Consider the following 12,386-nt stretch of genomic DNA (forward strand, 5'->3'; position numbering starts at 1 on the left):
ATTCTATTTCTGATCATTCTCGTGGTAGGGACGGCGGTGTTCTGGGTTGGCCACCAGTAAACAGCGTTGACTGAGCCTCGAATGACTGTCCGATTGCCAGTATCATGGCGGTCAATGTTCAAGGCTTGAATAACCATGGTGAAGGTTCTGTTTGCGTGTGTGTGGTTGCTGGGGCCAGCATTTTGTGGCGTGGCTCAGGCGGCGTCGGTGGTGTTTCTCAACCCGGGCATGTCGACGGAAACCTTTTGGGTCAGTTACGCGCAATTCATGCAGGCCGCGGCCAAGGACCTCGGCCTGGATTTGCGCGTGCGCTATGGCGAGCGCGATCTTCACACCACATTGGTCCAGGCCCGGGAGGAACTGCAAGGCCGCGAGCGGCCGGATTATCTGGTGCTGGTCAATGAGCAGTATGTCGCCCCGCAGATTCTGCGCATGGCTCAGGGCAGTGGGGTGAAATTACTGGTGGTGAACAGCGCGCTGACCGCCGACCAGGTGCAATTGTTGGGCGCCCGCACGGGCATCGATCTGATCGGCAGCCTGGTCGCCGACGACGAAGAGGCCGGCTACCTGATGCTCAAGGACATGTTGCGCCAGCACGGCCGTGTTGCGCCCGGCGAATCCCTCGACCTGCTGGCCTTCTCCGGCATCAAGACCACTCCCGTTGCCCTGTTGCGAGAGCAGGGCATGCACCGGGCGCTGGCCGAACACCCCGAGGTGCGCCTGCGTCAGTTGGTTTATGGAGAGTGGAGCCGCGAGCGCGCCTTCGAGCAAGCGACGCAGTTGTTCAAGCGTTACCCGCACACGGCGCTGGTGTGGTCGGCCAACGATCAGATGGCGCTGGGTGCCATGCAGGCGTTTCGGGACAGCGGGCGCGTGCCTGGCAAGGACGCGCTGTTCAGTGCGGTCAACAGTTCGCCGGAGATCTTGCAGGCGCGTCTGAACGGGCAGTTGTCGTCCCTGGTCGCCGGGCATTTCACCGTGGGCGGGTGGGCGATGGTGCTGATCAATGATGATGCCAAGGGCGTGGACATCGTCGCTCACGGCGGGCGCGACCGCCAGGAGGCGCTATTCCAACTGATCGATTCCGCCCAGGCGCGGCGCTTGCTGGGGCCCATGCCGACGGTAAATTTCCGCGCACTGTCCGCCCTGGGCAAGCCTGCGTCCTATGGTTACCCCTTCAGCATGCGTCTGTTGCTGCACTAGACCCCGGCCAGCAGCAACACCAGTTTGACGATGCCGAACAGCGTCAAGGCAAACACCACTGTGAACAGAATGCCCAGGACCACAAAGTGGCTGGGCTTGCCATGGGTAAAGTCGCGGGCGCGGTTCTTGCCGCTCTGCACGCCAAAGGCTGCGGCGACGACGCTGTGCAGCATCTGCCACAGGGTAGGCGGTTTGTTGTTGGCTGGATCGTCCATACGTGCCTCGACACAAGATGTGTGAGGCAAGCATAGACAATCTGCGCGTGCTTAGTTGTCGTAACCCAGGTTCGGTGCCAACCAGCGCTCGGTCACGGCCAGGTCCTGGCCTTTGCGTGCGGTGTAGCTCGCCACCTGGTCTTTGTCGACCTTGCCCACGGCGAAGTACTGCGCCTGCGGGTGGGCGAAGTACCAGCCGCTGACCGCAGCCGCCGGGAACATCGCGTAGTGCTCGGTGAGGAACACGCCGCTGCGGCCGGCATGCATCTCGCGGGCCTCAGGGTCCAGCAGTTGGAACAGGGTGCCTTTCTCGGTGTGGTCGGGGCACGCCGGGTAGCCGGGGGCAGGGCGGATGCCGCTGTACTGTTCCTTGATCAGCGCGTCATTGTCCAGTTGCTCGTCCTTGGCATAACCCCAGTAATCTTTGCGCACCTGTTGGTGCAGCCATTCGGCGCAGGCTTCGGCCAGGCGGTCGGCCAGGGCCTTGACCATGATCGAGTTGTAGTCGTCGCCCGCGTCCTGGTAAGCCTTGGCCACTTCCTCGGCGCCGATGCCCGCGGTGGTGATAAACCCTCCCACGTAGTCGGTGATGCCGCTGTCTTTGGGCGCGACGAAGTCGGCCAGGGAGAAGTTCGGCTTGCCGTCGGTCTTGATGATCTGCTGGCGCAGGTGGTGCAAGGTTGCCAGGGGCTGCCCGTCGTCGCCGTAGACTTCCAGGTCATCATCGTTCACCTGGTTGGCCGGCCAGAAACCAAACACCGCGCGAGCGCTGATCAGCTTCTCGTCGATCAGCTTGGCGAGCATTTCCTGGGCGTCGGCATACAGCGCCGTGGCGGCTTCACCCACCACTTCATCGGTGAGGATGCGCGGGAACTTGCCGGCCAGGTCCCAGGAGATGAAGAACGGAGTCCAGTCGATGTATTCGGCGAGCACCTTGAGGTCGATGTTGTCCAGCACCTTGGCGCCGGTAAAGGTCGGCGTGACCGGCGTGTAAGTGCTCCAGTCGAACTGCGGCTTCTTGGCGATCGCCGCCGGGTAGCTCAGGCGTTCGGTGCGTGCGCTGCGGTTCGAGGTGCGCTCGCGCACTTCGATGTATTCCAGGCGGGTCTTCTCGACGAAACCGGCCTTCAATTCCTTGGACAGCAGCTGCGTGGCCACGCCCACCGCGCGCGAGGCGTCGGTCACGTAGATCACTGCATCATTGCTGTACTTGGGTTCGATCTTCACCGCCGTGTGCGCCTTGGAGGTGGTGGCGCCACCGATCATCAGCGGCAGGTGGAAGTCCTGGCGCTGCATTTCGCGGGCGACGTGGACCATCTCATCAAGGGACGGGGTGATCAGGCCGGACAGCCCGATGATGTCGCACTTCTGTTCCTTGGCCACCTGCAGGATCTTCTCCGCCGGCACCATCACGCCCAGATCGACGATGTCATAGCCGTTGCATCCCAGCACCACGCCGACGATATTCTTGCCGATGTCATGCACGTCGCCCTTCACCGTGGCCATGAGGATCTTGCCCTTGGCTTCCGGCTTGTCGCCTTTTTCCAGTTCGATGAACGGGATCAGATGGGCCACGGCCTGTTTCATCACCCGCGCCGACTTGACCACCTGCGGCAGGAACATTTTGCCCGCGCCAAACAGGTCGCCGACGATGTTCATGCCGGACATCAGCGGGCCTTCGATCACTTCGATCGGGCGCGCGAACGACTGCCGGGATTCTTCGGTGTCTTCGACGATGTGCGTGGTGATGCCCTTGACCAGCGCGTGTTCCAGGCGCTTGTTGACCGGCCAGCCGCGCCATTCCTCGGTTTCGGCTTCCTTGACGCTGCCGTCGCCCTTGTACTTGTCGGCGATGGCGAGCAGGGCATCGGTGCCGTCCGGGGTGCGGTTGAGCACCACGTCTTCCACCGCGTCGCGCAGTTCGGCGGGGATCTGGTCGTAGATCTCCAGCTGGCCGGCGTTGACGATGCCCATGGTCAGGCCGTTGCGGATCGCATACAGCAGGAACACCGAGTGGATCGCCTCGCGCACCGGGTTGTTGCCGCGGAACGAGAACGACACGTTGGACACGCCGCCGGACGTCAGCGCATACGGCAGCTCGTCGCGGATGTAGGCGCAGGCGTTGATGAAGTCGACGGCGTAGTTGTTGTGCTCTTCGATACCGGTGGCGACCGCGAAGATGTTCGGGTCGAAGATGATGTCTTCCGGCGGGAAGCCGACTTCATTGACCAGGATGTCGTAGGAGCGTTTGCAGATCTCTTTCTTGCGCGCTTCGGTGTCGGCCTGGCCGGCTTCGTCGAAGGCCATCACCACCACGGCGGCACCGTAGCGTTTGCACAGCTTGGCGTGATGGATGAACTGCTCGACGCCTTCCTTCATGCTGATGGAGTTGACGATGCCCTTGCCCTGGATGCACTTGAGGCCGGCTTCGATCACTTCCCACTTGGAGGAGTCGATCATGATCGGCACGCGGGAGATGTCCGGCTCGCCGGCAATCAGATTGAGGAAGGTCACCATGGCCTTCTTCGAATCGAGCATGCCTTCGTCCATGTTGATGTCGATCACCTGGGCGCCGGCTTCCACCTGCTGCAGGGCGACTTCGAGGGCTTCGGTGTAGTTGTCTTCGCGGATCAGCCGGGCGAAACGGGCGGAGCCGGTGATGTTGGTACGTTCGCCGACGTTGACGAACAACGACTGGCGATCGATGGTGAACGGCTCCAGGCCCGACAGGCGGCAGGCCTTGGGGATGTCCGGGATCTGGCGCGGCGCGTAACCGGCCACGGCCTTGGCGATGGCTTCGATATGCCCCGGCGTGGTGCCGCAGCAGCCGCCGACGATGTTCAGGAAGCCGCTCTGGGCGAATTCCTCGATGACTTTGGCGGTTTGCGCCGGCAATTCGTCGTATTCGCCGAATTCGTTGGGCAGGCCGGCGTTAGGGTGCGCGGACACATAAGTGTTGGCCTTGTTCGACAGCTCTTCGAGGTACGGACGCAACTCGCTGGCGCCCAGGGCGCAGTTGAGGCCCACGGAAATCGGCTTGGCGTGGCTGACCGAGTTCCAGAACGCTTCGGTGGTCTGGCCCGACAGGGTGCGGCCGGAGGCGTCGGTGATGGTGCCGGAGATCATGATCGGCAGTTCGAAGCCCAGCTCTTCGAATACACCCTGCACGGCAAAGATCGCGGCCTTGGCGTTGAGGGTGTCGAAAATGGTTTCGATGAGGATCAGGTCCGCGCCGCCTTCGATCAGGCCCTTGGTGGCCTCGGTGTAGTTCTCCACCAGTTCATCGAAGGTCACGTTGCGGTAGCCGGGGTTGTTCACATCCGGCGACAGCGAGCAGGTACGGCTGGTCGGGCCGAGCACGCCGGCGACGAAGCGTGGCTTGTCCGGCGTCTCCAGGGTCTTGGCGTCGGCCACCTTGCGCGCGACGCGGGCACCTTCTACGTTCAACTCGTAGGCGAGCGACTCCATGCCGTAATCGGCCTGGGACACTTGGGTGGCGTTGAAGGTGTTGGTTTCGAGGATGTCGGCGCCGGCATCCAGGTACGCCTTCTCGATGGAGGCGATGACGTCCGGACGGCTGAGCAGCAACAGGTCGTTGTTACCCTTGACGTCGCTCGGCCAGTCGGCAAACCGTTTGCCGCGGTAGTCCTGTTCTTCCAGCTTATAGCTCTGGATCATCGTGCCCATGCCGCCGTCGAGGATCAGGATGCGTTCCTTGAGGGCTTGGTGAAGGGCTTGCAGACGAGCGCTACGATCGGACATGGGACTACTCTGTTCAGGCATTACGGAGGGCGTGGATCATAGCAAACCTGTGTGGATTTGGAGCATGTGCAGGTTTTGCATGAATATCGTTCATGTTGGTGCGCGTGTTAGATCGGTAGAATCCGCGGGGTTTTCTATTTTGGCTTCATATCGGGACCAGGCTCATGCCGTATCGCATCATCATCAGCTTCGTTTTGTTGCTGATTGGCAGCACTACACAGGCCCAAGATCCCGCTCCGGCGCTTTCCTACACCCGTGATATCCAACCGATCTTCACTGAGAAGTGCGTGGCGTGCCATGCCTGCTACGACTCGGCCTGCCAGTTGAACCTGGGCAGTGGCGAGGGCGCGGCGCGGGGGGCGACCAAGGTACTGGTCTACGATGGTGATCGCAGTCAGGCGACCAAGCCGACGCGTCTGTTCTACGACGCGTTCGGCAAGGCTGCCTGGCGGCACGAAGGCTTCACTTCCGTGCTCGACGCCCAAGGCAGCCAGGCTGCGTTGATGGCGCGCATGCTCGAACTGGGCCACAGCCGCGCGCCGTTGCAGCCCAACGGCAAGCTGCCGGACGACATCGTGCTGGGCCTGAACCGCGAGAACATGTGCCCGCTGCCAGAGGAGTTCGACACTTACGCCGACGTGCACCCCAATGAAGGTATGCCGCTGGCCGTGACCGGCTTGAGCGACCAGCAGTACCAGACCCTGCGACGTTGGCTGGCCTCAGGTGCGCCGATTGACCAGCAGGGCGTGGCGCCAAGTGCCCAGGAAGCCGCACAGGTGCTGCAGTGGGAAAACCTGCTCAACGCCCCCGGCGCCCGCGAAAGCCTGGTCGCCCGCTGGCTGTTTGAACACCTGTTTATCGCACATCTGTATTTCGAAGGCGGTGAGCCGGGGCATTTCTTCCAGTGGGTACGCTCGCGCACCCCCAGCGGGCAGCCGATCGACCTGATCAATACCCGTCGCCCCAACGACGATCCCGGTACCCGGATCTACTACCGGCTGTGGCCGATACAAGGGGTGATCGTCCATAAGACCCACATCACGTACCCGCTCAGCGCGGCGAAAATGGAACGGGTCAAAGCCTTGTTCTACAGCGGCGACTGGCAGGTCAGCGCCTTGCCGGGCTACGGTCCGGGCCGTCGTGCCAACCCGTTCGAGACGTTCGAGGCGATTCCGGCCCAGGCGCGCTACCAGTTCATGCTCGATAACGCCGAGTACTTTGTCCGCACCTTCATCCGTGGCCCGGTGTGCCGGGGCCAGATCGCCACGGACGTGATCCGCGACAATTTCTGGGCGCTGTTCCAGGCCCCCGAACACGACCTGTACATCACCGATCCGCTCTATCGCGGCCGGGCCACGCCGTTGCTGGCAATGCCCGGGCAGAACGACGACGTGGGCAGCGTGCTCAGCCTGTGGCTCAAGTACCGTGACAAGCGCAACGAGTACGAAGCGCTGCGTCGCTACCGCTATGGCGAGTTGCCGGCGCCCGGTTGGTCGACCCTGTGGGCCGGCAACGACAATGCGTTGTTGAGCATCTTCCGTCACTTCGACAGCGCGTCGGTCAATAAAGGCCTGATCGGTGAAGTCCCGCAGACGATGTGGTTGTTCGACTATCCGTTGCTGGAGCGCACCTACTACCAATTGGTGGTCAATTTTGACGTGTTCGGCAACGTCTCCCATCAGGCCCAGACCCGCTTGTACTTCGACCTGATCCGCAATGGCGCCGAACAGAACTTCCTGCGCCTGATGCCGGCCAATTCGCGGGACGATTTCCTCGACGATTGGTATCAGAACGGCGGCAAGGTCAAGTTGTGGATGGACTATGAGTCGATCGACGACGATAAACCCACCGGCCTGAAACTGAATGAAAAAGACCCGAAACGCGATTTCGTCAACCAGTTGCTGGCGCGTTATGGCGACCTCAATGCCAGCCCGGACCCGATCAATCGCTGTGTCGGCGCCTACTGCTCGCGGCCGGGCCTCGAACCGGTGCTGCGCGATGCCGAGCAGGCCCTGAGTCGCCTGACGTTGCGCCCGGCGGCGGGGCTCAAGGTCATCGACCAATTGCCGGAAGCGACCATGCTGCGCATCGAAACCCGCACCGGTCATCGTGAGGTCTACAGCCTGCTGCGCAACCGTGCCCACACTAATGTCGCGTTCATGCTGGGTGAGGCTTCTCGCTATCAACCGGGCCTGGACACGTTGACGGTCTACCCCGGCGTGCTGAGCAGTTATCCGAACTTCATGTTCAATATCCCGGCCGAGCAAGTGCCGGCGTTCGTCGCGGCCATGGAAAGTGCCCGCGACGCCCAGCACTTCGAGAAGATCGTCGATCGTTGGGGTGTGCGCCGCAGCCATCCGCAGTTCTGGGAGTACTTCCACGATCTGTCGACCTACATCCGCGAAACCACGCCGGTGGAAGAGGGTGTGCTGGATATGAACCGCTATGAAAACCTCTGACGGCGATGGTGAGGCTTTTCCGACAAAATTACTGGGGCTTTGTATCTGCGTAATATTTTGGCGTAAACTGCCAGCAAGCCTGTGAGGAGTTTCCATGACTGCCATAACCATTACCGACGCCGCCCACGATTACCTGGCTGACCTGCTGTCCAAGCAGAACACCCCGGGTATCGGCATCCGCGTCTTTATCACCCAGCCTGGCACCCAGTACGCCGAGACGTGCATCGCCTACTGCAAGCCGGGCGAAGAGAAGCCGGAAGACACCGCGCTGGGGCTGAAAAGCTTCACCGCGTATATCGATGCCTTCAGCGAAGCGTTCCTCGACGACGCGGTGGTCGACTACGCCACTGACCGCATGGGCGGCCAATTGACCATCAAGGCGCCGAACGCCAAGGTGCCGAACGTCAATGCCGACAGCCCGGTCAACGAGCGCATCAATTACTACCTGCAAACCGAGATCAACCCTGGGCTGGCCAGCCACGGTGGGCAGGTCAGCTTGATCGACGTAGTGGATGACGGTATCGCCGTATTGAAGTTCGGCGGCGGCTGCCAGGGCTGCGGCCAGGCGGATGTGACCCTGCGTGAAGGCATCGAGCGTACCTTGCTGGAGCGCATTCCGGAGCTCAAGGGCGTCCGCGATGTGACTGACCATACGCAGAAAGAAAACGCCTACTACTGAGTCAGGTGTTCACTGCGAGCAAAAAAACGGCGCCCCGTGAGCGCCGTTTTTTTATGCTTAAAATTCAGCTTCTTACGCGACCTACCTAACGCTGAACATTAGGTGTGGGAGGGAGCTTGCTCCCGATAGCGGTGTATCTGTCGATTGATAAGTCGACTGACCCGCCGCTATCGGGAGCAAGCTCCCTCCCACATTTTATTTTGTGTTTGTTTAGTTAAATCAGTGTTTTATGTTTGTTTTTTGATGTTTTTTATTAGGGGCGGTACAGGTGTGCATGCCCGGCCCGATACAGCGACGACGCGCTGAAACTGTCACTGGCCAGCACCCGACCCACCACAATCAGCGCCGTGCGCCTGAAGCCTTTGGCCGCGACTTTGTCGGCAATGTCCGCCAAGGTGCCGACAGCCCAATCCTGATCCGGCCAGGTCGCGCGGTGTACCACGGCAATCGGGCAATCCGCGCCATAGTGCGGCAGCAGTTCGGCGACGATCTTCTCAAGGTGATTGACCCCCAGATGAATCGCCATGGTCGTGCCGTGGCGGGCCAGGCTGTCGAAGTCTTCACCGGCGGGCATGCGGGTTTTATCGGCGTAGCGGGTGAGAATCACGCTCTGGGCGATATCCGGCAGGGTCAGTTCAGTCTCCAGCAGCGCCGCGCAGGCGGCCACGGCGGTGACGCCGGGAATGATCTGGAACGCAATGCCCAACTCGCGCAACAGGCGGATCTGTTCGCCAATTGCGCCGTACAGGCTTGGATCGCCGGAGTGGACCCGCGCCACATCCTGGCCCCTGGCATCGGCGGCCTTGATCAGCTCGATGATCTGTTCCAGGTGCAGTTCGGCGCTGTTGACCACCTGTTCGGCCTGATGCCCCTCCAGTACCGCCGCCGGCACCAGCGACCCTGCATAGATGATCACCGGGCAACTGCGGATCAGCCGCTGGCCTTTGACGGTGATCAATTCCGGGTCGCCGGGGCCGGCGCCGATGAAGTAGACGGTCATGGACAAATCCTGTGAAAAAACGCGCGAGCATGAGGAACGCTCATGATCGGAAGCGGCGATTATCGCGGTTTCAGTCGACGCAGGCCAATGCCAAGGTGGCCCGGGCGGATTTTTTGCGCGGGACCAACAGGCGCGCAGGGGCGTCGCCGAGTTGTTCGGCCAGGGCCAGGGCGGCACTTTCGGCGATGCCGTAACAACCGGTATGGGCAAAGGCGACGGCAGACCTGTGGCTCAGACGGTCGTCATACATCGCCAGGTGCGCCGCGCTGAAGCAGTGCAGCGGCAGGTTCAGCCATTGGGTCAGGGCCAGCAAGCCCGGTTCATCCTGCTTGCGATCAAGACTGGCCAGGGCGGTGATGCGATGGCGCTCGATACCGCCCTCGGCGAGGGCGGCGTCCAGCAGGTCCAGCAGGGCTTGAAACTCGCAGCCGCGCTGGCAGCCCAGGCCGACGACCAGGGTCATGCGGTGTATCGATCGTCGCGGTTACGGCGAAACAACCAGGCGCTGATCAGCCCCAACGCCAACCAGAACGCGATGTTGGTCAGTTGCGAGGCGATCTTGAACTGTGCTTCCAGAGCCTCAGGGGCCAGCATCGAATGCACTTCAGGTTGCGGAGCGCCAATCACATGAGGCACCACGAGGATCGCCGCGCCCAGCGCCTTGAGCAGCCAGTTGCCACCGAATACCAGCAGCGCGATACCGGCCGCGGTTGAGGCCGCCGTGCCGATCCACCAGATCTGCCGTTGTGCCAGGTCGGCAGCGGCAGTGCCCGGCAATTCCGGCGGCAGGCCCAGGGTTGGCGCCAGCACGAAGGTTGCGTAACCGGCCAGGCCCCACAGCAGGCCTTGAGCCGTGCGAGTCGGCGCGCGCAGGGTGTAGAGCCCGGCGAGCATCAAGGCGAAACCGACCGCCACCACCAGATTGCCGCCGGTGGTCGACAGCACGCGCTGCCAGCCATCTTCCGGCTCCCAGGCTTCGGCGTCATGGGCGTGTGCAGCGGTGCCGGCGGCGTGCTCGTGTACCACTTGCGTCGCGGCCGGGGCTTTTTCAAAGGTTTCCGCCTGCATGATTAGCGGGGCGACCCAGAAACTTTGCAGCAAGGTCAACAACAGGGCGGCCAGCAGCCCACTGAAACCTGCGGTTTGCGCAATACGCTTGATCATGTCGGCAGGTCTCAATGGCACGGGAACGCGGCGCTGTGGCGGGTATCGTGGGCGGCGTTGTGTACCGCTTCGATATGCGAGAACCCGGCGAAATACACCAGGCACGCGCCGAGGATCGACGCGCCGATGGCGGCGCCCAGGCGTTGGCTCAGGGTGGCGGTGCTGCTGGTGCTAGGCGAGGTGCTGCTGATGATCGACATGGCGCGTCCCTTCAGGGGTTCAGGGTGACACGAGCGCATGCAAAACCCGCGAGCCAGGCACGCAGGGTTCAAACAGCGCCCGCCCACCGCGGGTTTGTTAGATGATTTTTTTCGGGCCGGTCTCCGGGCTTGCGAGGGGGCTCTTGAACTGAGTCCTGAAAGCATCGCCTTCCCATGCACAAAGCACAGTGGCCGTGACGCTTCGCTCGCTTACCGTTGCGGGGGCAGCACCGGACTGGTCATATCGCTATGACGCACCGGTTTCCCGTTTCACCCTGTGAAGGGCACCCGAAACAAGGTGTGTAGGAAAGCATGCAGGGCGACGGTAGTCAAATTGACTGAGCCCCTGTAGCCTTGCACCCTCGAGGTTCTTCGGCCCAGGCCGGAGCTAAGAAGGGAACGCGGTTCAAGCCGCGGCTGCCCCCGCAACTGTGAAGGGTTTATCTGACTGCCACGCCACTGCCATCAAGGCGGGAAGGCGCAGCCAGCGCCGGTCGCAAGACCCGCAAGCCCCAAGCCAGGAGACCTGCCTCGCAACCGATTTTTCAATTCAACCGGGCGGGGTGATCCGGTGACGAAATCTGCTGCTGCGCGTCGCGCAGGGCCTATCGTCCCGTATGCCCGCCCCCAAGGGCATCCGATGAAAACACTGGCCAAACTCCCCGTCACCATCGTTACCGGCTTTCTCGGCTCGGGCAAAACCACCTTGCTGCGCCATATGCTCGATAACGCCCAGGGCCGTCGCATCGCGGTGATCGTCAACGAGTTCGGCGAGCTGGGCATCGACGGTGAAATCCTCAAGCAGTGCTCCATCGGCTGCACCGAGGAAGAAGCCAACGGCCGCGTGTATGAACTGGCCAACGGCTGCCTGTGCTGCACCGTGCAGGAAGAGTTCTTCCCGGTGATGCGCGAACTGGTTGCCCGTCGCGGCGACCTTGACCATATCCTCATCGAAACCTCCGGCCTGGCCCTGCCAAAACCTTTGGTCCAGGCGTTCCAGTGGCCGGAAATCCGCAACGCCTGCACGGTCGATGCGGTGATCACCGTGGTCGACAGCCCCGCCGTGGCGGCCGGCACCTTCGCCGCCTTCCCGGATCAGGTCGACGCCCAGCGCAAACTCGACCCGAACCTGGACCACGAATCACCGCTGCATGAACTGTTCGCCGACCAACTGGCCAGCGCCGACCTGGTGATCCTCAACAAGTGCGACCTGATCAGCCCCGACGACCTGGCCCGCGTGCGCCTGGAAGTCGCCGAAGAGTTGCCGCCGGCGGTGAAGATCATCGAAGCCAGCAGCGGTCGGGTACCGCTGGACGTGCTGATCGGCCTGGGCGCCGGCTCCGAAGAGCACATCGACGGCCGCCACAGCCATCACGATCATCATCACGAAGGCGAAGACGATCATGATCACGATGCGTTCGACTCCATTTCCATCGACCTGCCCCAGTCCGACGAAGCCCTGCTGCTCGACGCCCTGAGCCAATTGGTGGTGCAGCACGGCATCCTGCGCGTCAAAGGCTTCGCGGCGATCCCGAACAAGCCGATGCGCCTGCTGATCCAGGGCGTGGGCACGCGCTTCGACAAACACTTCGACCGCGCCTGGAGCGCCGACGAAGCGCGCATCACGCGCCTGGTGCTGATCGGCCAGGACCTCGACGCGGCGGGCCTCGAAGCGCAATTGCGCGCCGCCCTCAGCGTTTAACC

At 62.3% G+C, this 12,386-nt stretch carries 10 protein-coding genes and 2 riboswitches; of the genes, 4 read left to right on the forward strand and 6 right to left on the reverse strand.

Annotated elements, in window-relative coordinates:
- The first annotated feature begins 135 nt into the window (after window positions 1-135).
- Window positions 136-1,203: an ABC transporter substrate-binding protein gene (locus tag C5F70_RS07665; RefSeq protein ID WP_017846604.1), complete on the forward strand. Its 1,068-nt coding sequence runs from the start codon at window positions 136-138 to the stop codon at window positions 1,201-1,203.
- Here C5F70_RS07665 and C5F70_RS07670 read toward each other — a convergent pair.
- The gene (locus tag C5F70_RS07670; RefSeq protein WP_017846603.1) at window positions 1,200-1,418 is read right to left on the reverse strand and encodes a DUF2970 domain-containing protein; all 219 of its coding nucleotides are present in this window, start codon (window positions 1,416-1,418) and stop codon (window positions 1,200-1,202) included. The two genes, C5F70_RS07665 and C5F70_RS07670, sit on opposite strands and share 4 nt — an antisense overlap.
- A gap of 51 nt (window positions 1,419-1,469) precedes the next feature.
- Window positions 1,470-5,180 (reverse strand): methionine synthase, encoded by a 3,711-nt coding sequence (metH, locus tag C5F70_RS07675; protein WP_017846602.1) that lies wholly within the window; start codon window positions 5,178-5,180, stop codon window positions 1,470-1,472.
- A gap of 164 nt (window positions 5,181-5,344) precedes the next feature.
- On the opposite strand from metH, the gene C5F70_RS07680 reads away from it, so the two are divergent.
- Both C5F70_RS07680 and nfuA read left to right on the forward strand, forming a co-directional pair.
- Entirely contained in the window at window positions 5,345-7,639 is a 2,295-nt protein-coding gene (locus C5F70_RS07680; RefSeq protein WP_104903034.1) for a fatty acid cis/trans isomerase, read from the forward strand.
- Between the two features lie 94 nt (window positions 7,640-7,733).
- Window positions 7,734-8,318 carry a Fe-S biogenesis protein NfuA gene (nfuA, locus tag C5F70_RS07685; RefSeq protein WP_003190728.1) on the forward strand — a complete coding sequence of 195 codons (585 nt, stop codon included), beginning with the start codon at window positions 7,734-7,736 and terminating at the stop codon, window positions 8,316-8,318.
- Window positions 8,319-8,571: 253 nt separating this feature from the next.
- On the opposite strand, the gene cobM is transcribed toward nfuA, so the two are convergent.
- The 4 genes from cobM to C5F70_RS07705 form a co-directional block, all read right to left on the reverse strand.
- A complete protein-coding gene (cobM, locus tag C5F70_RS07690; protein WP_104903035.1) occupies window positions 8,572-9,318 on the reverse strand; it encodes a precorrin-4 C(11)-methyltransferase in 747 nt (248 codons plus the stop codon).
- 70 nt (window positions 9,319-9,388) lie between these two features.
- Window positions 9,389-9,781, reverse strand: a complete 393-nt coding sequence (locus C5F70_RS07695) for a cobalamin biosynthesis protein (RefSeq protein ID WP_104903036.1) — start codon at window positions 9,779-9,781, stop codon at window positions 9,389-9,391.
- Window positions 9,778-10,482: a CbtA family protein gene (locus tag C5F70_RS07700; RefSeq protein WP_079444077.1), complete on the reverse strand. Its 705-nt coding sequence runs from the start codon at window positions 10,480-10,482 to the stop codon at window positions 9,778-9,780. Before C5F70_RS07700 ends, C5F70_RS07695 begins: the two co-directional genes overlap by 4 nt.
- Before the next feature lie 11 nt (window positions 10,483-10,493).
- Window positions 10,494-10,682, reverse strand: a complete 189-nt coding sequence (locus tag C5F70_RS07705; protein ID WP_017846597.1) for a CbtB-domain containing protein — start codon at window positions 10,680-10,682, stop codon at window positions 10,494-10,496.
- A 96-nt stretch (window positions 10,683-10,778) separates the two neighbouring features.
- Window positions 10,779-10,989: riboswitch (cobalamin riboswitch) on the reverse strand.
- Window positions 10,990-11,030: 41 nt separating this feature from the next.
- Window positions 11,031-11,231: riboswitch (cobalamin riboswitch) on the forward strand.
- A gap of 91 nt (window positions 11,232-11,322) precedes the next feature.
- On the opposite strand from C5F70_RS07705, the gene cobW reads away from it, so the two are divergent.
- Complete coding sequence (gene cobW / locus C5F70_RS07710) at window positions 11,323-12,384, forward strand: cobalamin biosynthesis protein CobW (protein WP_017846596.1); 1,062 nt, start codon at window positions 11,323-11,325, stop codon at window positions 12,382-12,384.
- The last annotated feature ends 2 nt before the right edge of the window (window positions 12,385-12,386 follow it).

The organism is Pseudomonas sp. LH1G9 (assembly GCF_002949975.1).
Classification (GTDB): domain Bacteria; phylum Pseudomonadota; class Gammaproteobacteria; order Pseudomonadales; family Pseudomonadaceae; genus Aquipseudomonas; species Aquipseudomonas veronii.

Excerpts from the sequence above, each read along its gene's own strand:
- C5F70_RS07705 (WP_017846597.1), bottom strand. The coding sequence starts at position 10,682 with ATGTCGATCATCAGCAGCACCTCGCCTAGCACCAGCAGCACCGCCACC.
- C5F70_RS07695 (WP_104903036.1), bottom strand. The coding sequence starts at position 9,781 with ATGACCCTGGTCGTCGGCCTGGGCTGCCAGCGCGGCTGCGAGTTTCAA.
- metH (WP_017846602.1), bottom strand. The coding sequence starts at position 5,180 with ATGTCCGATCGTAGCGCTCGTCTGCAAGCCCTTCACCAAGCCCTCAAG.
- cobW (WP_017846596.1), top strand. The coding sequence starts at position 11,323 with ATGAAAACACTGGCCAAACTCCCCGTCACCATCGTTACCGGCTTTCTC.
- C5F70_RS07700 (WP_079444077.1), bottom strand. The coding sequence starts at position 10,482 with ATGATCAAGCGTATTGCGCAAACCGCAGGTTTCAGTGGGCTGCTGGCC.
- nfuA (WP_003190728.1), top strand. The coding sequence starts at position 7,734 with ATGACTGCCATAACCATTACCGACGCCGCCCACGATTACCTGGCTGAC.
- cobM (WP_104903035.1), bottom strand. The coding sequence starts at position 9,318 with ATGACCGTCTACTTCATCGGCGCCGGCCCCGGCGACCCGGAATTGATC.
- C5F70_RS07670 (WP_017846603.1), bottom strand. The coding sequence starts at position 1,418 with ATGGACGATCCAGCCAACAACAAACCGCCTACCCTGTGGCAGATGCTG.
- C5F70_RS07680 (WP_104903034.1), top strand. The coding sequence starts at position 5,345 with ATGCCGTATCGCATCATCATCAGCTTCGTTTTGTTGCTGATTGGCAGC.
- C5F70_RS07665 (WP_017846604.1), top strand. The coding sequence starts at position 136 with ATGGTGAAGGTTCTGTTTGCGTGTGTGTGGTTGCTGGGGCCAGCATTT.